Raw genomic sequence first — 23,153 nt, 5'->3', positions numbered from 1 at the left:
ATAACTAGAACTGGTATCAGTTCTGAAACAGCGTCAGGTATGGGCCGACCCGCAGGAGGCACCAGTAATGACCGACCTCATAGAACACGGACAGCTGTTCATCGGCGGGGAGTTGGTGGATCCGCTCGGCAGCGAGACCATCGAGGTCATCTCCCCGCACACCGAGCAGGTCATCGGACGGGTGCCGCACGCCTCCCGCGCGGACGTGGACCGCGCGGTCGCCGCGGCCCGCGAGGCGTTCGACGAGGGCCCGTGGCCGCGGATGAGCCTCGACGAGCGGATCGCCGTCGTCACCCGCATCAAGGACGCGATCGCCGTCCGGTATGACGAGATCGGCCGTCTCATCAGCTCGGAGAACGGCTCCCCCTACTCCTGGAGCATCCTCGCCCAGGCGCTCGGCGCGATGATGGTGTGGGACGCGGCGATCACCGTCGCCCGCGACTTCCCCTACGAGGAGCACCGCACCGGCGTCCTCGGCCCGATCCTGGTCCGCCGCGAACCCGTCGGGGTCGTCGCGGCCGTGGTGCCGTGGAACGTCCCGCAGTTCACCGCCGCCGCCAAGCTGGCCCCCGCGCTGCTCACCGGCTGCACGGTCGTGTTGAAGCCGTCGCCTGAGACCCCGCTCGATGCGTACGTGCTGGCCGAGATCACCCGGGAGGCCGGGCTGCCCGAGGGCGTGCTGTCGATCGTGCCGGCCGGGCGCGAGGTCAGCGAGTACCTCGTCGGGCACCCCGGCGTCGACAAGGTGTCGTTCACCGGCTCGGTCGCGGCAGGCCGGCGGGTGATGGAGGTCGCGTCCCGCAACCTCACCCGCGTCACCCTGGAGCTGGGCGGCAAGTCCGCCGCCGTCATCCTCTCCGACGCGGACCTGGACACCGCCGTCCCCGGCATCACCTCGGCCGCCTGGATGAACAACGGCCAGGCGTGCGTGGCCCAGACCCGAATCCTGGCGCCGCGCTCGCGCTATGACGAGATCGCCGAGCGCTTCGCCGCGGCCGCCTCCGCGCTGGTCGTCGGCGACCCGCTCGACCCGGCCACCGAGGTCGGCCCGTTGGTCGCGAAGCGGCAGCAGCAGCGCTCGTTCGACTTCATCGGCATCGGCCAGGAGGAGGGTGCCAAGGTCCTGACCGGCGGCGGCCGACCGGCGGGCCTGGACACCGGCTGGTACGTGGAGCCGACGCTCTTCGGCGACGTCACCAACTCCATGCGGATCGCCCGCGAGGAGATCTTCGGCCCGGTCATCTGCCTGCTCCCGTACGAGGACGAGGCCGAGGCGCTGCGGATCGCCAACGACTCCGAGTTCGGGCTCTCCGGCAGCGTCTGGACCGCCGACGTCGAGCACGGCGTCGACATCGCCCGCCGGGTCCGTACCGGCACCTACTCGGTGAACACCTTCAGCCTCGACATGCTCGGCCCGTTCGGCGGCTACAAGAACTCCGGTCTGGGACGGGAGTTCGGCCCCGAGGGCTTCGGCGAGTACCTGGAGCACAAGATGATCCACCTGCCGGCCGGGTACCAGCCGGCGGCCGGCACCGGGGCGTCCGGTACGGCGGGGGCGGAGGGCTGATGGGCGACCGCTGGCACATCGAGGTGGACCGCACGGTCTGCATCGGCTCCGGCATGTGCGTCAACTCGGCCCCGGACGGCTTCGCCCTCGACGGTGCCCGGCAGTCCCATCCGGTCACCTCCGAGGCCGACGCCTCGGAGGTGCTGCTGGCGGCCGCCGAGAACTGCCCGGTGGAGGCGATCGCCCTCACCCTGCTCGTCACCGGGGAACCGGTCTTCCCGCCGGAGGAGTAGCGGCAGAACCGTCCCGCCGCAGGTCAGCGCAGGTTCCGCACAGCGCTCGGACACCCGTGCATTACGCACATATGCGTTCTGCACGGGTGTTTCGTTACGGACGCGACTGTTCCCCGTTTCGGCCACGTGAAAATCTCGAGACCTCGCGGCCGGAGGGGGAGAGCCATGGACAAGCGGTACGAGGTCTTTTGCCTAGTCGACAGGTATTTCTACGAGACCCCTGACCGCTTGTCCGCCGGCTCCGCGTCCGACCGAGGATCCGGCGCCCCGCTCTTCGAGCCGGCGCAGCGCCCCGTCCCCGACGGCTGGCGCACCGGACGCACCGGCGACTGGCTGCACTTCACGCCGGTGGACGCCGCTGGAGCGCCGAGACCCGGATCGCCCCCGCAGGGGTGGAAGATCCATGTCTCCGCGTGTCTGGAGAACGCCGAGAAGACCATCGCGAAGGTGTGGGACCACTGCGTCCCGCGCGGCATACCGTTCAAGTTCGTCCCCGGGCCGCACGCCCTGCACCTGCGCAACTCCAAGTACGCGGCGCGGGCCTCCAGCGGCAAGTGCGTGACCATCTACCCGTCGGACGAGGATCAACTGCACACCGTCCTGCGGGAGCTGGAGGAGTTACTGGCCGGTGAGGCCGGCCCGTACATCCTCAGCGACCTGCGCTGGAACCAGGGACCGCTCTACGTCCGCTACGGCGGCTTCGCCGCGCGCTACTGCGTCGACGGATCGGGTGCGCTGGTCGCCGCGATCGAGGACGCCGACGGGGTGCTCGTACCGGACCGCCGCGAGCCGGCCTTCCACGTGCCGTCATGGGTGACGCTGCCCGACTTCCTGCAGCCGCACCTGGACGTCCGCAACGCCACGACCACCAACGACCTGCCGTACCGCATCGAGAGCGCGCTGCACTTCTCCAACGGCGGCGGGGTCTACACCGGCCAGGACGTGCGGACCGGTGAGAAGGTCGTCCTCAAGGAGGCCAGGCCGCACGCCGGGCTGGCCGCCGACGGGGCCGACGCCGTCGCCCGGCTGGAGCGCGAGAAGACCGCCCTGGAACGGCTGTCGGGACTGGGCGTCGCCCCCGAGGTCCGCGACTGGTTCGTCCTGGGCGACCACCGCTTCCTGGTGATGGACTTCCTGGAGGGCCGCACCCTCAACTCGTTCTTCGCCCAGCGCCACCCGCTGATCTCCAAGGACCCCGACCCCGCGGCCGTCGCCGACTACACCGACTGGGCGCTGGGCATCCACGCGGCGGTCGAGAAGGCCGTCGAAGCCGTCCACAGCCGGGGCGTGGTCTTCAACGACCTGCACATGTTCAACATCATGGTCGGGCCCGACGAACGGTCCGTCTCGCTGCTGGACTTCGAGGCCGCCGCGCACATCGACGAGCACACCCGCCAGGCCCTGGCCCACCCCGGCTTCATCGCTCCGGCGGACCGCAGGGGCTTCGACGTCGACCGGTACGCGCTCGCCTGCCTGCGCCTCGCGCTGTTCCTGCCGATGACGACGCTGTTCGTGGTGGACCGCGACAAGGCCGTGCACCTGGCGGACGTGATCGCCGAGGAGTTCCCGGTGCCCAGGGAGTTCCTGGACCAGGCCGTGGAGACCATCACCGGCACCGGCCCCGCCACCCGCGGCCGGACCTCGTCGTACGTGCCCGTGCGGGCGGCCGACTGGCCGCGCGGCCGGGACTCGATGGTCGCCGCGATCCTCGCCTCGGCCACCCCGGAGCGCGACGACCGGCTCTTCCCCGGCGACGTCGCCCAGTTCTCCGACGGCGGCGGCATCGGCCTGGCGCACGGCGCCGCCGGTGTCCTGTACGCCCTCGCGGAGACCGGCGCCGACCGGTACGAAGCCGGTGAGGAATGGCTGCTGCGCCGCACCGACCCGCCGCCGCCCGGCACGCTGCTCGGCCTCTACGACGGTCTGCTCGGCACCGCGTTCGTCCTCGACCGGCTCGGCCACACCCCGCGCGCCCTGGACCTGACCGAACGCGTGCTGGGCGAGAAGTGGCAGCGCCTGGTGCCCGACCTGTACGGCGGTCTCGCCGGTGTGGGCCTGGCCCTCGAGCACCTGTCCCGGACCACCGGCGAGAGCGTGCTGCGCGAGAAGGCCGTCGAAGCGGCCCAGTTGCTCGCCGACCGGCTGGGCGGCGAGCCCGGCAGCCACACCGGGCTGTTGCGCGGCGCCACCGGTTCCGCCCTGCTCTTCCTGCGCCTGTACGAGCAGACGGGCGCGCCCGCCCTGCTCGACGTCGCCGCGACCGCGCTCCGTCAGGACCTCGCCAACTGCCGCGAGGACCGTGAGGGCACCCTGGTCGTCGACGAGGGCTTCCGCACCATGCCCTATCTGGGCGCGGGCAGCGTCGGCATCGGCATGGTCCTCGACGACTACCTCGCGCACCGCCCGGATGAGGAGTTCGAACGGGCGCGGGCCGGGATCCTGCCGGCCGCGACGTCGCGCTACTACGCGCAGCCGGGGCTGTTCAACGGACGGGCGGGCATGGTCCTGCACCTCGCCCGCACCACGGCCCCGGACGCAGCCCCCGGCCACCTCGCCGCCCAGATCGCCGCACTCGACTGGTACGCCATGCCCTACCAGGGGCATCTCGCCTTCCCTGGCGACCAGATGATGCGGCTCTCCATGGACCTCAACACCGGAACGGCCGGCTGCCTGCTCGCGCTCGGCGCGGCACTGGGCGCACAGCCCGCGGCCCTCCCGTTCCTCCCGCCGCTCAAGCGGCCCCAGAACGGTCCCTTCACCGGGTCCGAAACAACAACCCCGTCCCCATGATGGAAAGGAACACACCATGGCACTTCTCGACCTTCAGAGCATGGAAACCCCCAAGGGCCACTCCGGCGGTGGCGGCGGCGGCGGCGACGTCAGCAGCGCGAGCCTCCTCCTCTGCGACACGAACAGCCACGGCAGCGTTCTGCTCTGCCTCTGACCTGTTGGTGACACCACCAGGCAACTGAGCACGGAAACGGTCCCGGGCGGCCTCACACCGCCCGGGACCGTACCCGTCCCCACGAGGTGAGGACCTCCACCCCATGGCGCCCTCCACCGGTACGGAGACCAGCGGGACCGCCGGCACATCCACCGCCGCCACCGGATCCGTGGGGCCCGTCGCGGCAGAGGCCGACCGGCTGCTGCGCGCGGCGGTCCGGCACAGCGCGGCCCGCGGCACCGCGCTCTGCCTGTGCACCACCGCCTCCGCGGTCATCGGCCTGGCCCTCCCGGCCGCCCTCGGCAGGACCCTGGACCTGCTGCTCGCCCGCGACAGCGGACCGCAGGCGACGCACTGGATTCTGCTCTGCACCGCCCTCACCTGCGTGATCGTCCTGCTCGACGCCGTCGACGGGCTGATCACCGGCGTCACCAACGCCCGCGGCACCGCCTGGGTACGTGGCAGGCTGCTGCGCCACGTCCTGGCCACGGGACCGCGCGCCACCTCCCGCTTCCCGCCCGGCGACCTGGTCGCCCGGCTCATCGGCAACGCGGCCCACGCCGGTACCGCCCCGGCCGCGCTCGCCACCCTGCTCGCCACCGTGATCACCCCGGTCGGCGGGCTCGTCGCACTCGCCCTCATCGACCCCTGGCCGGCCGTCGCGTTCCTCGCCGGACTGCCGGTCCTGGCCCTGACCCTGCGGGCCTTCGTCCGGCGCGCCACCGACAGCGTCGCGCGCTACCAGAGCGCGCAAGGCGAGATCGCCGGCCGGCTGGTCGAAGCGCTCGGCGGCGCCCGCACCATCGCCGCCGCCGCGACCACCGAACGGGAGGTCGCCCGCGTCCTGGAGCCGCTGCCCGAACTGCGCCGCCAAGGGCTGCGGATGTGGCAGGTCCAGGGCCGTTCCAACGCCCAGGCCGCCGTCATCGTCCCGCTGCTGCAGATCGCCGTCCTCGCGGTCGGCGGCCTGCGCGTCGCGCAGGGGCACCTGAGCGTCGGCGACCTGCTGGCGGCCTCGCGGTACGCCGTGCTCGCCACCGCGCTGGGGATGGCCGTCGGGCAGATCAACGGCCTGGTCCGCAGCCGCACCGCCGCCCGGCGCCTCGCCGAAGTGCTCGCCGAACCGGCCACCGCATACGGGCACGACCACCTCCCGGCCGGCGGCACGGGACGGCTCGAACTGCGCGGCATCACCGCCGTGCGCGGCGGCCGCGCCGTCCTGGACGGCCTCGACCTGACGGTGCCCGGCGGCACGTCCGTGGCCCTCGTCGGACGGTCCGGCACCGGCAAGTCCGTACTGGCCGCGATCGCCGGGCGGCTCGCCGACCCGGACCGGGGAACCGTGGCGCTCGACGGCGTCGCGCTCCGCACGCTCTCCCACGACGAACTGCGCGGCGCCGTCGGCTACGCCTTCGAACGCCCCGCGCTGCTGGGTGGAACCATCGGCGGCACCATCGCCTTCGGCATCCCCGAGCCGGCAGCGGAGACGGTCACCGAGGCCGCGGGCACCGCCTGCGCCGACTCCTTCATCCAGCTCCTGCCGGAGAAGTACGCCACGCCCTGCGGTGACGCCTTCCTTTCCGGTGGCGAGTCGCAGCGGCTCGGGCTCGCCCGCGCCTTCGCCCACCCGGGCCGGCTGCTGATCCTCGACGACGCGACGTCCAGCCTGGACACGGTCACCGAGTTCCGTGTCACGGCCGCACTGCTGAGCCCCACCCCCGACCGCTCCCGGCTGATCGTGGCGCACCGCGCCTCCACCGCCGCCCGCGCCGACCTCGTCGCCTGGCTCGACGCCGGCCGCGTCCGGGCCGTCGCCCCGCACGACCACCTGTGGCGGCTGCCGGAGTACCGGGCGGTCTTCCACGCCCCGGCCGATCCGGGTGCGGCTGTGGAAGGAGAGGAGGGATCGTGAAGCGACGGTCCGGCCTGTGGGCCGAGGGGATCCGCTTCCTGCGGCATCGGCCGCGGGTGGTGGGTGCCCTCCTCGGGTGGTCGGTGCTCGAAGCCGTCGAGACGTTCCTGACCGGATTCGCCCTGGCGCGAGCCCTGGACGACGGGTTCCTCGCGGGCCGCGCCGCGGTGGGTCTCGGCTGGCTGGGCCTCGCCGCGCTGGCCGTGGCGGCGGGTGCGTTCGGCACCGGCCGGGTCTACCGCGCGGTGGCTGCCCTGGTGGAACCGCTGCGCGACGGCCTGGTGCGACGGGTGGTGACCCGGGGCCTCGCGGACGCCGTGGGCGATCCGCACGGCGGCGCGGACACCGCGGTCGTCTCCCGGCTGACCCAGCAGGTCGAGATCGCCCGTGACACGTTCGCCGGGCTCGTGATGGTGTCGCGGTCCTTCCTGTTCACCGTCGCGGGCGCCCTCATCGGGCTGCTCTCGCTGGCTCCCGTCCTGCTGCTCGTCGTCGTGCCACCACTCTTCGTGGGGCTCGGGCTCTTCTGCCTGACGCTGCGGCCGATGAACCGGCGCCAGGCGGCCTTCCTCGCCGCGAACGAGGACGTGGCCGAGAGCGTGGGCGCGATGGCCGCCGGGCTGCGCGACATCGCCGCCTGCGGCGCCGAGGAGCGGATGACGGCGGAGGCCGAGCGGCGGATCGACACCGAGTTCCGGGCGTCCCGGGTCCTGGCCCACTGGGGAGTGCTGCGCGCGCTGGCCCTGGGCGTCGGCGGCCGGCTCCCCGTCGTCCTGCTGCTCGCCTCGGCGCCGTGGCTGCTGCGCAGAGGGGTGACCGCGGGTGCGCTGGTCGGCGCCCTCGCCTACCTCACGCAGTCGCTGCTGCCCGCCCTCCAGAGCCTGACCCAGGGACTGGGCACGGCCGGCTCACGGTTCGTCGTCGTCCTCGGACGCCTCATGCCCCGGGCCGACGTGCCGGACGCGGGGAGCCTCCGGGCCGCGGAGGCGTCGCGTATCGAGGTGCCCGCGCCCCGGCCCGCCGCCCCCGCCGTGGAGTTGCGCGGCGTCACCTTCGCGTACGGGGAACTGGCCGAGCCCGTGGTCCGGGAGCTGGACCTGGTGGTGCCGCGCGGCTGCCATCTGGCGGTCGTGGGGCCGAGCGGGATCGGCAAGTCGACCCTCGCCGGACTCATTTCGGGGCTGCTGCGCCCGGGCGGGGGCACGGTGGAGCTCGGTGGCCGGCCGCTGCGGGAGCGGCCGGCCACCGAGCTGCCGGGGATGCGGGTGCTGATCCCGCAGGAGGCGTACGTCTTCGCGGGAAGCGTGCGGGACAACCTCGCCTACCTGTGCCCGGGTCCTGAGCCCGTCCCCGACAGCCGGCTGCGGGCCGCGGCCGAGACCGTCGGCATGACGGAACTGCTCGGCCGGATGGGCGGACTGGACGCCGTCGCGGAACCGGGCACCCTGTCCCAGGGGGAGCGGCAGCTGCTGGCGCTGACCCGCGCCTATCTGTCGCCCGCGCCCCTGGTGCTGCTCGACGAGGCGACCTGCTACCTCGACCCGGCGGCGGAGGCGCGTGCGGAGCGGGCCTTCGCGCTGCGCCCGGGCGGCGGGGCGCTGATCGTGATCGCGCACCGCATCAGCTCGGCGCGGCGCGCGGACCGGGTGCTGGTCATGGATGGCACGCACACACTCTGCGGCACGCACGAGGAGCTGCTGGAGCGGTCCGCGCTCTACCGGGACCTGGTGGGGAACTGGTCAGAGCCAACCGGCCACCCGGGATATTCGTATCGCGTCGACCCGGTTGCGGGCGCCCGTCTTGCGGGTGATCGCGGCCATGTAGTTGCGCACGGTGCCGTTGCACAGGTGCAGGACGCGGGCGATCTCGCCGATGGACGCGCCCTCGGCGGCGAGTGACAGCACGCTCAACTCGCGGGGCGTCAGCGGGATGTCGGCCGCCTGCAGAAAATCGAAAGCGAGTGAATTGTCGACGAAACGTTCCCCCATGGCGACTCGGCGAATTCCGCGGACCAGCTCTTCCGGCGGTGCGTCCTTGTTGACGAAACCCAGCGCACGGGCCTGCGACGCGCGGCGCAGCAGGCCCGGACGGCTCGCGGTGGCCAGCACGAGCAACGCGCATTTCTGGCCGACTGCATAGTCCTGTAACTCTGTCAGTTGGGAGACGTCGCCGGCGTTGGCGCCGGGACAGTCCACGTCGACCACACAGACTTGAGGCTGTAACGACCGAGCGCGTCTTGGTGCGTTGCGCCAGGGCGTGGCCACCACTTCGATGTCGTGTTCCCTGCTCAGCAGCGCTGCGAGCGCGGATCGCATCAGCCATGTGTCATGTACCAGTAAAACCCGGATCACATTAAGCCCCTTCGAGAAACCCGTGGACCGGACCGTGTGAGCAAACCCATTCGTACCCGCGATATGGCCGAGGATGGCCCCTTAATCCGGCCAAGGAGATGCACGCAGGCGCATTCGTTGCGCCCATGTGCCCCCCGCACGCTGGGAATGTGCGTGCGACAGGGACCGCACGGCGGTGCCATTGGCACATTCCACCGGCCCGCAACGGCAGGTCCCGGCAGAGGTCGGCGAATGCTTTCCCGCACACGGCGAGTGAGCCGTCTCCTCAGGCGCTGCGCTCCGGCGCCGTCAGGTCGATCAGGCGGCATACGGTTTCCATGTCTATTTTCACCTGGGCGATGGAGGCGCGGCCGGAGAGCCAGGTCACCAGGGCCGAGTGCCAGGTGTGCTCGATCACCCGCACCGCGGAGAGCTGGTCGGCGGTGGGCGGGCCGTCCAGGCCCATCGCGTCCAGGATGATCGCGGTGGTGAGCCGGGAGACGGTGTCGACCTCGGGGCTCACCGAACGGTCGGCGAACGTCAGGGCGCGCACCATGGCGTCGGCCAGATGGGGCTCGCGCTGCATCGCGCGGAAGGCGCGCATCAGCGTCTCGGCGACCCGTTCGGCCGGCTCGGCGGTAATCGGCGGACGCTTGCGCAGCGTCTCGTGCATCTGGCTGAGCTGGTCCTGCATGGTGGCGACCAGCAGATGGATCTTGGAGGGGAAGTAGCGGTAGAGGGTGCCGAGGGCGACGCCCGAGTTCTCGGCGACCTCGCGCATCTGCACCGCGTCGAAACCGCCGCGGCAGGCCAGCTGCGCGCTGGCGTGCAGGATGCGGCGGCGGCGAGCCTCCTGACGCTCGGTCAGCAGGGGCGACGACGGAGTCGGCGGCTTGGGTTCTGTTGTCATATGTCCCATTCCGTGACATTCCATCCGTAATCCGCGGTCACCGTGGCACTGCGTTGCATGATGGCAGGACCGGTGTCGTGGTGCGAATCACCTGGTCCGCCTCATTCGGGGCCGTGCCGCTGCCGGTAGATTCGGTTCTGGACGTTCGAGTCTGAAACTTGTTCTAGATTAGCGCGACCGGTTACGCTCCGGCGGAAGTGAGTGAGAAGGGGGCCGGGAGTGACCGTTGAGGCCATGCCACTACGGATCGCGCTGCTCACCTACAAGGGGAACCCCTTCTGCGGGGGCCAGGGCGTCTACGTACGCCACCTCTCCCGTGAGCTCGCCCGGCTCGGCCACACCGTCGAGGTGATCGGTGCCCAGCCCTACCCGGTGCTCGACGCCGTCGGTGCCGGTGTGACCCTCACCGAGCTGCCCAGCCTGGATCTGTACCGGCAGCCCGACCCGTTCCGCAATCCCCGGCTCGGCGAGTACCGCGACTGGATCGACGCGGTCGAGGTCGGCACGATGTGGACCGGCGGCTTCCCCGAGCCGCTGACCTTCTCGCTGCGCGCCCGGCGGCACCTGGCGGCCCGGCGCGGCCAGTTCGACGTGATCCACGACAACCAGACGCTCGGCTACGGACTGCTCGGCCTGGGCACCCCGCTGGTCACCACGATCCATCACCCCATCACCGTCGACCGCCGCCTCGACCTGGCCGCCGCGCCCAACTGGAAGCGCCGGCTGTCCGTACGCCGCTGGTACGGCTTCACGCAGATGCAGAAGCGCGTCGCGCGCCGGCTGCCGTCCGTGCTGACCGTCTCCGGCTCCTCCCGCGCCGAGATCGTGGAGGACCTGGGGGTGGCGGAGGAGCGCGTCCACGTCGTCCACATCGGCGCCGACACCACGCTCTTCTCACCGGACGCCACGGTGCGCGAGATCCCCGGCCGGATCGTCACCACTTCCAGCGCCGACGTGCCGCTCAAGGGCCTGATCCACCTCGTCGAAGCGCTCGCCAAGCTCCGCGTGGAGCGTCCCGACGCGCATCTCGTCGTCGTCGGCCGGCGCGCCGAGGACGGACCGGTCGCCGCGGCCATCACCCGGTTCGGCCTCGAAGGCGCCATCGACTTCGTCAAGGGCATCACCGACGCCGAACTCGTCGACCTCATCCGCGGCGCCGAGGTCGCCTGCGTGCCCTCCCTCTACGAAGGCTTCTCGCTGCCCGCCGCCGAGGCGATGGCCACCGGCACCCCGCTGGTCGCCACCACCGGAGGCGCGATCCCCGAGGTCGCCGGGACCGACGGCGAGACCTGTCTGGCCGTGCCCCCCGGCGACGCCGGCGCGCTCGCCACCGCCCTGGGCCGACTGCTCGGGGACGCGGACCTGCGCCGCCGCCTCGGGGCGGCCGGCCGGGAGCGCGTACTGCGCCACTTCACCTGGGAACAGGCCGCCATCGGCACCGCCGAGCACTACCGAGCGGCGATCGCCGCCCAGTCCGCCGCCCCCGCCCCGACCCACCGGACGAAAGCAGAGGCTCCGTGCTGACCGTCGACTTCTCCCGTTTCCCGCTCGCCCCAGGCGACCGGGTCCTCGACCTGGGCTGCGGCGCCGGAAGGCACGCCTTCGAGTGCTACCGGCGCGGCGCCAACGTCGTCGCCCTGGACCGCAACGGCGACGAGATCCGCGAGGTCGCCAAATGGTTCGCGGCGATGAAGGCGGAGGGCGAGGCCCCGGCCGGCGCGTCCGCCGTCGCGATGGAGGGGGACGCGCTCCAGCTGCCGTTCCCCGACGACAGTTTCGACGTCGTGATCATCTCCGAGGTCATGGAACACATCCCCGACGACAAGGGCGTGCTCGCCGAGATGGTGCGCGTGCTGCGCCCCGGCGGCCGGATCGCGATCACCGTGCCGCGCTACGGACCCGAGAAGATCTGCTGGGCGCTCTCCGACGCCTACCACGAGGTCGAGGGCGGCCACATCCGCATCTACCGCGGCGACGAGCTGCTCGGCAAGATGCGCGAGGCGGGCCTGCGGCCGTACGGCACCCACCACGCGCACGGGCTGCACTCCCCGTACTGGTGGATCAAGTGCGCGGTCGGCGTCGACAACGACAAGGCCCTGCCGGTGAAGCTGTACCACAAGCTCCTGGTCTGGGACATCATGAAGAAGCCGCTGGCCACCAAGGTCGCCGAGCAGGCCCTCAACCCGCTGATCGGCAAGAGCTTCGTGGCCTACGCCACCAAGCCGCACACCCCCGTGCTGGACGCTCGGGTGGACGCGTGACGAGTCCGGGGCGCACCGAACACCTCGTCCTGCCCGGCGTCCTCACGGCGGAGCAGGCCGAGCTGACCGTGGCGGGCATCGCCGCCATCCAGCGGGCCGACGGCGCCATACCGTGGTTCACCGGCGGGCACCTCGACCCGTGGGACCACGTCGAGGCGGCCATGGCGCTGGACGCGGCGGGCGAGCACGGCCGCGCGGAGGCCGCGTACCGCTGGCTCGCCGACCGGCAGAACGCCGACGGCTCCTGGTACGCCTCGTACTCGTACGCGGCGGACGTCCCGGGCGCGGAGGCGGCTGTCGCCGCCGGCGAGCCCACCGACCGCACCCGCGAGACCAACTTCGTCGCCTACGTGGCCGTCGGCATCTGGCACCACTACCTGTCCACGGGCGACGACGCGTTCCTGGAGCGCCTGTGGCCGACGCTCTACTCCGCCGTGGAGTTCGTGCTCGCGCTCCAGCTGCCCGGCGGTCACATCGCGTGGAAGCGGGACGACGACGGCGGCTTCCCCGAGGAGGCGCTGCTCACCGGCTCGTCCTCGATCTACCAGGCGCTGCGCTGCGCGCTGGCCGTCGCGGACTACCGCGAGGAGCCGCAGCCCGACTGGGAGCTGGCGACCGGGCTGCTCGGCCACGCGGTGCAGCACCACCCCGAGCGCTTCCTCGACAAGGGGCGCTTCTCCATGGACTGGTACTACCCGGTGCTCGGCACCGCGCTGCGCGGCCCGGCCGCCAAGGAGCGCATCGAGGCGCACTGGGAGACGTTCGTGGTGCCGGGCCTCGGGGTCCGCTGCGTCTCGGACCGGCCCTGGGTCACCGGCGGGGAGAGCGCGGAACTTGCCCTCGCGCTGTGGGCGATGGGCGAGTCGGACCGCGCCGTGGAGATCCTCGCCGACATCCAGCACCTGCGTGCCGGGGACGACGGGATGTACTGGACGGGCTACGTCTTCGACGACGACGCCGTCTGGCCGGAGGAACGTACGTCCTGGACGGCGGGCGCACTACTGCTCGCGGTGGCCGCGCTCGGGGGGGACGAGGCGACCACCGCGGTGTTCGGGGGAGAGCGGCTCCCGATCGGCCTGGCTCCGGACGACGCCGGCTGCTGCTAGGCCGTGTCTGACACATACCGGCGTCCGCCCGGAGGGCGGGGGAGAGCGCGCGTGCCAGGCGTCCCGGGCCAGGCGGGATGTGTCAGACACGGCCTAGAGCTCCGGCCGGAAGGGTTTGCCTGGTGCGCGGCGTCCGGCGCGGTGCGTCGCACGGCGGAGGATCGTCCTCGTACCGGACGTACTCGGACGACTCCGACCACTGGGGGCACCCCCAGCGGTAGCTGGGGGAGAAGTGCCGCGCCGCGCGTCGCGAACCGGTGAACCTTTCCGGCCAGAGCACCAGGTCGTGTCCGGCCGGTGCTGCCGCCAGGGCCGGTTCGGCCCTGGCGGCGATCACAGCCGGTTCTGCTGCTCCTTGAGCGTGCTGCTCCGGGCTGCCCGCGTCAGGCCCGATTGACGCGGCCGGCCACGGCATGGCCGATGACCAGGTAAACCACGGCCGGCAGGCCGTAGTTCAGCACGGTGCGGAGGTTGTCCGATTGCATGGTGAAGAGGTCGAGGGACCAGCCCGCGAGCCAATTCGCCGAATGGTGGACCCAATTGACCAGGTCATTGGCCTTGTTGGCGTCCAGCAGATACATGAGTATCCACAGGATCAGTATCAAGGCCGCGACATCTGCGACGATCAGGATGATCGCCGCTGCGGGATTGCCTCGGTAGCGTCTGGACATGCCCCTCGCATTGCCCCGATAGGCTGGTTGAAACTGCTGGTGGAAAATCCTTTCGGTCTGAAGTAGGGGGAGGGATGGCGGCGCATGGCCTGGTTGGAGCACGAGGCGTACTGCACGGCGATCGTCGAGGAGACCGCCCGGCTGCGTGACACACTCCGCGGTTCCGACCCCGGCGCCAAGGTGCCGACGTGTCCGGGCTGGACCCTGCACGAACTGGCGGCCCATGTCGGGCAGGCGCACCGCTGGGCGGAGACCATCGTCGGCACCAGAGCGGAGAAGTACCTCCCCGAGAACCAGGTGCCGGACTACGAGGCCCCCTCCGGCGCGGGGCTGGACGGCTGGCTGGCCGAGGGCGCCGAGCGGTTCGCGGCCACTCTGCGCGAGGCCGGTCCCGAACTGCCCGTGTGGACCTGGGCACGGCCGCAGCAGGCGGGCTTCTGGGCCCGCCGGATGGTCCTGGAGACCCTGGTGCACCGGGCGGACGCCGCACTGGCCACCTGGAGCGACTACCACGCGCCGGCCGAACTGGCCGCGGACGCGATCGACGAGTGGCTGGAAATCGTCACCGATCCGTTCGCCGTCGAGCAGACCCCGGAACTGGCGGAACTGCGCGGCCACGGGCAGACCCTGCACCTGCACGCCACCGACAGCCCGGACGGACTGGTCGCCGAATGGGTGATCGAGCGCGGCCCGGAGTCCGTCACCTGGCGGCGCGAGCACGCCAAGGGCGACGTGGCGCTGCGGGCTCCCCTCACCGACCTGCTGCTCGCCTTCTACCGGCGGCTGCCGCTGGACAGCGAGCGCGTACAGGTGCTCGGCGACCGCGAACTGCTGGACCACTGGCTGGCGCGCACGGCGTTCTGAACCGCTCCGTACGGGTGGGGCCCGAGTGGCGGGGGTGTGCCGTCCGGGTGATGCTGCGAGGACGTGTGCCCCGTCCTGCGCCTCGTCCGTACCCGGAGGTCCGACCGTGCCGAATGGCATCCCCCTGCGCCGCCTGCTGACCGCGCTGCTGCTCTCCGGCGCCCTCCTCGCCGCGACGACCGCGTGCAACGACAAGGCGAAGAACGACGTGTCCGGGAGCCCGACCCCCTCGACCACGGTGGAGCAGCAGAAGCTCGCCAAGACCCGTTTCGTCGCGAACGCCGGGCTCGCGGCGGGCGCCACCTACCAGTGGATCATCAAGCCGGCCCGTGCGGGGAAGTTCAAGAAGGGTGCGGACGGCCGGACGTTCGCGCTGGTCAAGGGCGGTCTGGCCGGGGCGTTCGCCTACAACCGGCTCAAGGCGGCGTCCGACAACGCCAAGGGCGACCCGACGCTCTCCCGACTGATGGCCCCGCTGACCAGCGGGATCGACGCCCTCAAGGAGCTGCCCGACAAGCTGCGGAAGGGCGATTCGACGGACGACGTGGTCAGCTCCTTCCAGAAGACGATCGACGGCGTCAAGGAAGCGGGGAAGCAGGCCGGCGCCGACGTGAAGGAGAAGATCCCGTCCACGAGCGAACTCGGCGGCTGAGCCGGGATCCGGTCTCTGCGGGCCTGGTGCTCTAGCCGTTCAGCTCGGCGAGCACCCGCAGCGTGTCCGGGTCGGGCGCGGTCACCAGGAGGTCGGTGACCGGGCCCGCCCGCCACAGCTGCAGCCGCTCGGCGATCCGCTCCCGCGGCCCGACCAGCGAGATCTCGTCGGCGAACGCGTCCGGAACGGCCAGCACCGCCTCCTCCCTTCGCCCGTCCAGGAAGAGCCGCTGGATGTGCCGCGCCTCCTCCGCGTACCCCATCCGGGCCATCAGGTCGGCGTGGAAGTTCTTCGTCTGCGCGCCCATCCCGCCGATGTAGAAACCGAGCATGGCCTTGACCGGCAGCAGCCCCTCGGCCACGTCGTCGCACACCTTCGCCCGCACCAGGGGCGCGACCATGAAGTCCTCGGGAGCCTCGGCCAGCGACAGCTCGTAGACGTCGGTGCGCGCCGGCGACCAGTACAGCGGCATCCAGCCGTCCGCGATGCGGGTCGTCTGGGCGATGTTCTTCGGACCCTCGGCGCCGAGCAGGATCGGCAGGTCCGCCCGCAGCGGGTGGGTGATCGGCTTCAGCGCTCTGCCGAGCCCCGTACCGTCCTCGCCGGAGTACGGATGGCTGTGGAAGCGGCCCGCCAGTTCCACCGGGCCTTCCCGCCGGAAGACCTGCCGCAGGACGTCGACGTACTCGCGGGTCGCGGTCAACGGGCTCTTCGGGAACGGCCGTCCGTACCACCCCTCGACCACCTGCGGTCCGGACAGCCCGAGCCCCAGCAGCATCCGGCCGCCGGACAGGTGGTCCAGGGTGAGCGCCTGCATCGCGGTGGCGGTGGGGGAGCGGGCGGCCATCTGCGCGATGCCCGTCCCCAGCAGGATCCGCGAGGTGTGCGCGGCGATCCAGGTCAGCGGCGTGAACGCGTCGGAGCCCCAGGCCTCGGCGGTCCACACGGAGTGGTATCCGAGCCGTTCGGCCTGCCGCGCCAGTTCCACATCCTGTGGACGGGGACCGCGCCCCCAGTAACCGAGTGCCAGCCCGAGCCTCATGGCGCCGCCCCTCCACCGCATCTGACGATACGTCAGATGGGGACTGTACGGGACGGTCCGGCACGGCGAAAGGCGTGAGCCCCCGCCCGGACTCCGGGCGGGGGCTCACCGAACGAGTTTTCTTCCGCGGCGGACGTCAGCCGCGCTGAATCCCGCTGGAATCCTGCAGCACGCCGCGACGACCGTCCTGCGTCTGCGCGATCAGCGTCGCACCGCGCTGCTCGACCGCCAGGTACCACGTACCCGGCGCCAGCTCGGCGATCTGGTGGGAGGAACCGTCCTCCGCGAACAGCGGACGCGGCACCGGCACGGCGAACCAGAACGCGGTGAAGTCCGGGGAGCCGGACTGCGGCTGCTGGCCCTGCGCCGGCTGCTGGGACTGCGGGGCCGGCGAGGGCGCCTGGCCACCGAAGCTGTGCGGCTGCGGCTGCGGCTGGCCGCCGAAGGACGGGTCGGGCGCCGGAGCACCGGGGTAGCCGTAGCCGCCCGGCTGCGGCATACCCGGCTGACCCGGCTGTCCCAGGCCCGGCTGGGGCGCACCGTAGGGCGCGCCACCGTACGGCTGCGGCTGCTTCGGGGCGCCCAGCAGCGGTACCTGCAGGGCGGGCAGGCGGGACGACAGCACCGCGAGGACCGCGAACGCGATGCCGAAGATGAGCGTCAGCCACGCGCCGGCGCCCTTGTTGATGTTGTCGTTGTCGAAGCCGTCACCGAAGTCCGGGACGACGGTGGAGAACGCCGACCACAGCGCCGCCCAGCCGACGAAGACCGCCAGCGCGGTGCCCCACTGCTCCAGGGTCAGCCCGGCCACCTGACGGCCCGCGGGCACCATGGCCCGGCCGAGGACGATCAGGGCCGCCGCCGCCAGCGCGGCGAGGGTCACGGTCGGAAGCAGCGGGAACAGTGCCGCGCTCCACGTACTGACCGTCTTGTCGGAACCTTGACCAACGTCGAAGGAGAAGAACGGCAGGAACGAAGCGATCAGCAGCAGCACCGCTGCTCCGATCACCGCGCCGTCTCCTCGGGACAGGGAGCGGATGTTCACGTAAGGTCCTTTGTCGGTCTCGGGGTCGTCGTCGCTGTCGCCGGAACGCGCAGCGCTCTCTACCGGTTCAGGGCGAGGCGCGGGAGTGGCCCCCCATCGTAAGGGTGTGGTTCGCACGCCGTGAGCCGGGTGCGACAACTGGTGCGCAATCGGCGCCGAATGGCTACCGGTTGGTCACCTCTTCTCCTGGAGGAAAGCCGTAATGCCGTCAGCGATGCCCTCCGCTGCTCGCTGCCGCCACTTCGGGTCGGTGAACTTGGCCGCGTCCTGCGCGTCCCGCATGTTGCCGCATTCGATGAGTACTTTGGGGACGGTGGAGAGGTTGAGGCCGCCCAGATCGCTGCGGGCCATCAGCCCCGTGCCGTCCGCCAGGTAGTTCGCGGGCGCCGAGCCGGACGCGGACGCGAAATGCGACTTCAGCGCCACACCGAGCAGGTCGGACGGGGCCACGATGGGCCGGGTGTCGGCGATCCCCGCGTGCACGGACGCCGGGGTGATCACATGGAATCCGCGGTTCCCCGCCGCCGAGCCGTCCCCGTGGATGGACACGGCCGCGTCGGCGTGCGCCTCGTTGCCGATCCGCGCCCGCTCGTCGATGCACGGTCCGAACGACCGGTCGCCGTCCTGCGTCAGCCGCACTTTCGCCCCCCGCTCGGCGAGCAGGGCACGGACCCGCCGGGACACGTCGAGGCTGAACGACGCTTCGGCGTAGCCGCCGTTGGTGGAAGTGCCCGTCGTGTCGCATTCCTTGCGGGTGGTCCCGATATCGACGAGCCGGTTGATGTCCGCGGTGTGGTCGACGTTGTTCGTGTTGTGGCCCGGGTCGAGGACGACGGTCCTTCCCCTGAGCGGGAGCGCCGCCGGGGCGGCGGACGTGCCGGCCGCCGGGGACGTACCGGACGTCTTCCGGTCCTGGTCCGCCGCCGAGGACGAGCCCGCCGCCGCGTCCGGGCTCCCGGGGGAGACCGGCGAGGCGGCCTTGCCGTTCGTCCGGTCGTCCGGATTGGTCGGGGCCGAGACCGACGGCAGGGGCAGCACCCGCTGGGCCCCGCCGTCGCCGCTCGGCCCGTGCATCGACTGGTACACGAGCCAGCCCGCGAAGCAGGTGGGCACCAACGCGGCCACGGAGACGACCGCCGCGCCGGTCCTGCCGCTCATCCTCGACTCGTCGCTGAACACGGTTCCGATGCTATCGGCCACCGGCGGCGACCGTCTCAGATCCCGGGTCCTGTACGCCGCAGGACGCGCAGCGAGCGGGTCACGGAGACCTCCGTGAACGCGCCGGAGTCCAGCGCCCGCCGGTACACCCGGTACGGCGCCTGGCCGCCGTCCGCCGGATCCGGGAACACGTCGTGCACCACGAGCAGGCCGTCCGGCGCCACGTGCGGGGCCCAGCCCTCGTAGTCCGCGGTGGCGTGTTCGTCGGTGTGTCCGCCGTCGATGAAGACGAGGGCGACCGGCCTGCCCCAGACCGCGGCGACCTGGGGGGAGCGGCCGGCGACGGCGATGACGTCGTCCTCGAGGCCTGCCGCGTGCAGGGTCCGCCGGAACGTCGGCAGGGTGTCCATCAGGCCGACCTCGGGGTCGACGAGCTCCTTGTCGTGGTACTCCCAGCCGGGCTGCTGCTCCTCGCTGCCGCGGTGGTGGTCGACGGTGACGGCCACGGTCCGGGCCGCCCGGGCCGCGGCGGCCAGCAGGATGGTGGAGCGCCCGCAGTACGTGCCCACCTCCAGCAGGGGCAGGCCGGGCAGGCGCGCGGCTGCGTCGCCGGCGGCGGCGTGCAGGGCGAGCCCCTCGTCGAGCGGCATGAATCCCTTGGCGGCCTCGAACGCGGCTCGGTGGCTGGGGTCCAGGGTGGCCATGGCGCCGCCTTCTTTCGTCGTGACGGGGTGGTCGTCCGGGCATCCTGCCAGGTGGGGTGCCGGTTGCGGCGCGGGGGTCCGGCGGACGGCCCGGTCCCCGCCGCGGCCGGACCCATCCCTGACCTTCCGTCAGAATGGAACACGTTCTAGTATCCGTCCGCATGGGCATCGGAATCACCGAAGAGCACCAGGAGTTGGCGGCGGCCACCCGCGGGTGGGTCGCCCGGAACGTGCCTCCCGAAGCCGTGCGGGCGGCGCTGGACGCGACGGGGGAGCCCGGCACGCCGACGTGGTGGGGGGAGGTCGCCGCGCAGGGATGGCCGGGGGTGCATCTGGCGGAGGAGTTCGGCGGGGGCGGCGGTGGGCTGCTGGATCTGGCGGTCGTGCTGGAGGAGTTCGGGGCGGCCTGCCTGCCGGGGCCGTTCCTGCCGACCGTACTGGCGGGCGCCGTGCTGGCGCGGGCCGCGGAGGGCAAGGCGCTGCTGCCGGGGCTGGTGGACGGCAGCAGGATCGCGGCCGTCGCGCTGGGCGCGGGGTCGATGACGGCCGAGCCGTCGGGGGGCGGTGGGTACGTACTGGACGGCATCGCCCCGCCCGTGCTCGGCGGGGCGCAGGCCGGGCTGATCGTGCTGCGGGCCGGTGCGGTGTGGATGGCCGTGGACGCCGAGGCGCTGGAGGTGCGCGAGCGGCCCGGGGCCGACCCGACGCGGCGCACCGCCGAGGTGGTGGCGCGGCGGGTGGCCGTGCCGCCCGAGCGGGTGCTGGGGATCGAGCCGGGGACGGTGGAGGACCTGGCGCGGGTGCTGTTCGCCGCCGAGGCGTGCGGGATCGCGGGCTGGGCACTGCGTACGGCGACCGGGTACGCGAAGGTGCGTGAGCAGTTCGGGCGGCCGATCGGGCAGTTCCAGGCGGTGAAGCACGCGTGCGCGGACATGCTCGTACGCGTCGAGCAGGCGCGGGCCCTGACCTGGGACGCGGCGCGTGACGTCCTGCCACTGACGGGCGCGATGGCGGCGGCCGCCGCCATCGAGGCCGCCTTCGGCTGCGCCAAGGACTGCATCCAGATCCTCGGCGGCATCGGCTTCACCTGGGAGCACGACGCACACCTGTACCTGCGGCGGGCGACCGCCGTCCGGCAGCTGCTCGGGGCGGGACACACCTTCCGGCTGCGGGTGGCCGAGCTGGCGGCGGAGGGGGCCCGCCGGGAACTGCGGCTCGATCTGCCGCCGGAGGCCGCGGACCACCGGACGCGGGCGCGGGGGGTGGTGGCGGCAGCCGCCGGGCTCGATCCGGCCGCCGCGCGCAAGGTGCTCGCTCCCACCGGGTACGCCGCGCCGTACCTCCCGGCCCCGTACGGTCTGGGCGCCGGGCCCGTGCAGCAGCTGGTGGTGCAGCAGGAACTGCGGGCGGCCGGGGTGAAGGTGAGCGACCTGGGGATCGCCACGTGGGTGGTGCCCTCCCTGATCGCGCACGGCAGTCAGGAGCAGCGGGACCGCTACGTGCCGCGCACGCTCCGCGGTGAGGCGCTGTGGTGCCAGCTGTTCTCGGAGCCGGGCGCGGGCTCCGACCTGGCGTCGTTGCGGACCCGGGCGGAGCGGCTGCCGGACGGCCGGTGGAACGTCAACGGGCAGAAGGTGTGGACGTCCGCCGCCCAGTGGTCGGACTTCGGGATCCTGCTGGCCAGGACGGATCCGGCGGCGCCCAAGCACAAAGGGCTGACGTACTTCGTGGTCGACATGAAGAACACGCCCGGCATCGACATCCGGCCGCTGAAGGAGATCACCGGCGACTCGCTCTTCAACGAGGTGTACTTCGACAACGTCGTGCTGCCGGCGGACGCCGTCGTCGGGGAGGTGAACGGCGGCTGGCGCGTGGCCCGGAACACGCTCGGCAACGAGCGGGTGCACATGGCGGACCAGGTGGCCTTCGACACCGGTCTGGAGGCGCTGATCGGACGGGTCGACGCCGCGGACGAGGTGGTGCGCGACCGGCTCGGCGGACTGCTCGTGGAGGCGCACGCGCTCGCGTGCATCGGATTGCGGACCACGCTGCAGCAGGTGTCGGGCCTGGAGCCGGGCGCCGGCGCCTCGGTGCGCAAGCTCGTCCAGACCCCGCACCAGCAGCGCATCGCCGAACTGGCGCTGGAACTGCTCGGCCCGGAGGGCGTCACGGACGAACGTGCCCTGCACGGGTTCCTGATGGCGCGCTGCCTGACCATCGCGGGCGGCACGACGCAGGTGCAGCTCAACGTCGTCGCCGAGCGGATCCTCGGCCTCCCCCGTGACTGAATTCCCGCCCTTCCCCGTGACCGAATCCCCGTCCGGACCTGTGACCGAAGGAGTACGTATGACCAGCAAGGTCTTCGTCGTCGGCGTCGGCATGACGAAGTTCGAGAAGCCCGAGACCCGCGACTGGCAGTACTGGGACATGGCGAAGGAAGCGGGCACCGCGGCCCTGGCCGACGCCGGGATCCCCTACGACCTCGTGGAGCAGGTGCCGGTCGGGTACTGCTACCAGGCGTCGACGGCCGGCCAGCGGGCGGTCTACGAACTGGGACTCAGCGGGGTGCCGGTCTACAACGTCAACAACAACTGCGCCACGGGGTCCACCGCGCTGATGATGGCCCGGCAGTTCGTGGCGGGCGGCCTCAACGACTGCGTGCTGGCGCTCGGCTTCGAGAAGATGACCAAGGGCGCGCTGGGCGCCGGTTCGAGCGGCGGAGATTTCGCGACCTCGCCCGTCGCCCGGCACTACGGGGTGATGGCGGCCGGGCACGGCTTCGAGATGACCCCGCCGACCGCCCAGATCTTCGGCAACGCCGCACGGGAGCACATGGAGCGGTACGGCACGACGGCGGAGCAGTTGGCGGGGGTCGGTGCGAAGAACCACGGTCACTCGGCGAACAACCCCAACGCCCAGTTCCAGGACGTCCACACCGTCGAGGAGATCCTCGCCGCCAGGACCATCCACGCCCCGCTGACCAAATTGCAGTGCTCACCGACCTCGGACGGTGCTGCCGCCGCGGTGGTGGTCTCGGAGCGCTTCGTACGCGAGCACGGTCTGGCGGACCGGGCGGTGGAGATCGCCGGTCAGGCGATGACCACCGACACCGGCGAGAGCTTCTCGTCGGGCTCGTGCATCGACGTGGTGGGCAAGCCCATGTCGCGGGCGGCGGCGCACGCGGTCTACGAGCAGTCCGGGCTCGGGATCGAGGACGTCGACGTCATCGAGCTCCATGACTGCTTCTCCATCAACGAGTTGCTGACGTACGAGGCGCTGGGCATGTGCGGGGAAGGGGAGTCCGGCAAGCTCATCGGCGACGGCGCCACCACGTACGGCGGCCGCTGGGTCGTCAACCCGTCGGGCGGTCTGATCTCCAAGGGCCACCCGCTCGGCGCCACCGGCCTCGCCCAGGCCGCCGAACTGGTCTGGCAGCTGCGGGGCGAGGCGGGAGCGCGGCAGGTCGAGGGGGCCGGGGTCGGTCTCGCGCACAACATCGGGCTGGGCGGCGCCGCCGTCGTCACCCTGCTGCGGCGGCCCGGCGGCTGACCGGGACGGCGGCTGACCGGGACGGCGGGCGCCCGGGACGGCGGTTGACCGGGACGGCGGTTGGGGGCGCCGGGTGGGGGCGGCCGCCCCGGCCGGGGCGCAGGGGCCGTTGTTGGGGGCGAGCGTGGCATGTACCGTTCAATGGTGCGTTGCCCGGTCGTTCCCCACACGACGTTCTACGCGCGCAGACTGGGCGGCCGCACGA

General features: G+C 72.2%; 19 protein-coding genes and 1 pseudogene. 13 read left to right on the top strand and 7 right to left on the bottom strand.

The annotated features are described in order from the left end of the window. The first annotated feature begins 67 nt into the window (after positions 1 to 67). The 6 genes from M2266_RS10605 to M2266_RS10580 all read left to right on the top strand — a co-directional run bounded on the left by M2266_RS10605 (position 68) and on the right by M2266_RS10580 (position 8,554). The gene (locus M2266_RS10605; RefSeq protein ID WP_277437955.1) at positions 68 to 1,567 is read left to right on the top strand and encodes an aldehyde dehydrogenase; all 1,500 of its coding nucleotides are present in this window, start codon (positions 68 to 70) and stop codon (positions 1,565 to 1,567) included. Continuing rightward, complete coding sequence (locus M2266_RS10600; protein ID WP_277437954.1) at positions 1,567 to 1,800, top strand: ferredoxin; 234 nt, start codon at positions 1,567 to 1,569, stop codon at positions 1,798 to 1,800. Before M2266_RS10605 ends, M2266_RS10600 begins: the two co-directional genes overlap by 1 nt. A gap of 165 nt (positions 1,801 to 1,965) precedes the next feature. Next, positions 1,966 to 4,590 carry a class III lanthionine synthetase LanKC gene (lanKC, locus tag M2266_RS10595; protein WP_277437953.1) on the top strand — a complete coding sequence of 875 codons (2,625 nt, stop codon included), beginning with the start codon at positions 1,966 to 1,968 and terminating at the stop codon, positions 4,588 to 4,590. A 16-nt stretch (positions 4,591 to 4,606) separates the two neighbouring features. Next, complete coding sequence (locus M2266_RS10590) at positions 4,607 to 4,744, top strand: SapB/AmfS family lanthipeptide (RefSeq protein ID WP_277437952.1); 138 nt, start codon at positions 4,607 to 4,609, stop codon at positions 4,742 to 4,744. Between the two features lie 103 nt (positions 4,745 to 4,847). Then, on the top strand, positions 4,848 to 6,656 hold the full coding sequence (locus M2266_RS10585; RefSeq protein ID WP_277437951.1) for an ABC transporter ATP-binding protein: 1,809 nt from the start codon (positions 4,848 to 4,850) through the stop codon (positions 6,654 to 6,656). After that, on the top strand, positions 6,653 to 8,554 hold the full coding sequence (locus tag M2266_RS10580; RefSeq protein ID WP_277437950.1) for an ABC transporter ATP-binding protein: 1,902 nt from the start codon (positions 6,653 to 6,655) through the stop codon (positions 8,552 to 8,554). The genes M2266_RS10585 and M2266_RS10580 overlap by 4 nt, the downstream gene beginning before the upstream one ends. Here the strand turns inward: M2266_RS10580 and M2266_RS10575 are convergent. Then, positions 8,480 to 8,644 (bottom strand): annotated as a pseudogene (locus tag M2266_RS10575) (helix-turn-helix transcriptional regulator); the annotation flags it as partial. The gene M2266_RS10580 and the pseudogene M2266_RS10575 overlap by 75 nt on opposite strands. Before the next feature lie 628 nt (positions 8,645 to 9,272). After that, complete coding sequence (locus M2266_RS10570; protein ID WP_277437949.1) at positions 9,273 to 9,896, bottom strand: TetR family transcriptional regulator; 624 nt, start codon at positions 9,894 to 9,896, stop codon at positions 9,273 to 9,275. A 234-nt stretch (positions 9,897 to 10,130) separates the two neighbouring features. Here M2266_RS10570 and M2266_RS10565 point away from each other — a divergent pair, with 234 nt between their 5' ends. From M2266_RS10565 to M2266_RS10555, 3 genes are read left to right on the top strand one after another with little or no spacing between them, the layout of a single operon-like run. Beyond that, positions 10,131 to 11,420 (top strand): glycosyltransferase family 4 protein, encoded by a 1,290-nt coding sequence (locus M2266_RS10565; RefSeq protein WP_277441150.1) that lies wholly within the window; start codon positions 10,131 to 10,133, stop codon positions 11,418 to 11,420. Continuing rightward, positions 11,414 to 12,157, top strand: coding sequence for a class I SAM-dependent methyltransferase (locus M2266_RS10560; RefSeq protein WP_269273791.1), 744 nt, complete (start codon positions 11,414 to 11,416; stop codon positions 12,155 to 12,157). Before M2266_RS10565 ends, M2266_RS10560 begins: the two co-directional genes overlap by 7 nt. Further along, on the top strand, positions 12,154 to 13,263 hold the full coding sequence (locus M2266_RS10555; protein ID WP_277437948.1) for a prenyltransferase/squalene oxidase repeat-containing protein: 1,110 nt from the start codon (positions 12,154 to 12,156) through the stop codon (positions 13,261 to 13,263). Before M2266_RS10560 ends, M2266_RS10555 begins: the two co-directional genes overlap by 4 nt. Positions 13,264 to 13,646: 383 nt before the next feature. Here the strand turns inward: M2266_RS10555 and M2266_RS10550 are convergent, their stop codons facing one another. After that, positions 13,647 to 13,934 (bottom strand): hypothetical protein, encoded by a 288-nt coding sequence (locus M2266_RS10550; protein ID WP_277437947.1) that lies wholly within the window; start codon positions 13,932 to 13,934, stop codon positions 13,647 to 13,649. Positions 13,935 to 14,018: 84 nt separating this feature from the next. Between M2266_RS10550 and M2266_RS10545 the strand changes: the two genes are divergently transcribed. Together M2266_RS10545 and M2266_RS10540 are read left to right on the top strand one after the other, a co-directional pair. Continuing rightward, positions 14,019 to 14,798, top strand: a complete 780-nt coding sequence (locus M2266_RS10545) for a maleylpyruvate isomerase family mycothiol-dependent enzyme (RefSeq protein ID WP_277437946.1) — start codon at positions 14,019 to 14,021, stop codon at positions 14,796 to 14,798. A gap of 106 nt (positions 14,799 to 14,904) precedes the next feature. Further along, positions 14,905 to 15,450, top strand: coding sequence for a hypothetical protein (locus tag M2266_RS10540; protein ID WP_277437945.1), 546 nt, complete (start codon positions 14,905 to 14,907; stop codon positions 15,448 to 15,450). A 31-nt stretch (positions 15,451 to 15,481) separates the two neighbouring features. Here the strand turns inward: M2266_RS10540 and M2266_RS10535 are convergent, their stop codons facing one another. The 4 genes from M2266_RS10535 to M2266_RS10520 all read right to left on the bottom strand — a co-directional run bounded on the left by M2266_RS10535 (position 15,482) and on the right by M2266_RS10520 (position 19,399). Next, the gene (locus M2266_RS10535) at positions 15,482 to 16,492 is read right to left on the bottom strand and encodes an LLM class F420-dependent oxidoreductase (RefSeq protein ID WP_277437944.1); all 1,011 of its coding nucleotides are present in this window, start codon (positions 16,490 to 16,492) and stop codon (positions 15,482 to 15,484) included. Between the two features lie 136 nt (positions 16,493 to 16,628). Further along, complete coding sequence (locus M2266_RS10530) at positions 16,629 to 17,537, bottom strand: hypothetical protein (protein ID WP_277437943.1); 909 nt, start codon at positions 17,535 to 17,537, stop codon at positions 16,629 to 16,631. Positions 17,538 to 17,711: 174 nt separating this feature from the next. Next, positions 17,712 to 18,695, bottom strand: a complete 984-nt coding sequence (locus tag M2266_RS10525) for an N-acetylmuramoyl-L-alanine amidase (protein WP_277441149.1) — start codon at positions 18,693 to 18,695, stop codon at positions 17,712 to 17,714. A gap of 56 nt (positions 18,696 to 18,751) precedes the next feature. Beyond that, positions 18,752 to 19,399 carry a class I SAM-dependent methyltransferase gene (locus M2266_RS10520; RefSeq protein WP_277437942.1) on the bottom strand — a complete coding sequence of 216 codons (648 nt, stop codon included), beginning with the start codon at positions 19,397 to 19,399 and terminating at the stop codon, positions 18,752 to 18,754. Between the two features lie 161 nt (positions 19,400 to 19,560). Between M2266_RS10520 and M2266_RS10515 the strand changes: the two genes are divergently transcribed. Together M2266_RS10515 and M2266_RS10510 are read left to right on the top strand one after the other, a co-directional pair. After that, entirely contained in the window at positions 19,561 to 21,687 is a 2,127-nt protein-coding gene (locus tag M2266_RS10515) for an acyl-CoA dehydrogenase (protein ID WP_277437941.1), read from the top strand. Positions 21,688 to 21,745: 58 nt separating this feature from the next. Continuing rightward, the gene (locus M2266_RS10510; RefSeq protein ID WP_277437940.1) at positions 21,746 to 22,948 is read left to right on the top strand and encodes a lipid-transfer protein; all 1,203 of its coding nucleotides are present in this window, start codon (positions 21,746 to 21,748) and stop codon (positions 22,946 to 22,948) included. Positions 22,949 to 23,153 lie beyond the last annotated feature (205 nt).

This window comes from Streptomyces sp. SPB162 (genome assembly GCF_029504575.1).
In the GTDB taxonomy this organism is placed as follows: domain Bacteria; phylum Actinomycetota; class Actinomycetes; order Streptomycetales; family Streptomycetaceae; genus Actinacidiphila.
This window is presented reverse-complemented; position numbering and strand designations above follow the sequence as displayed.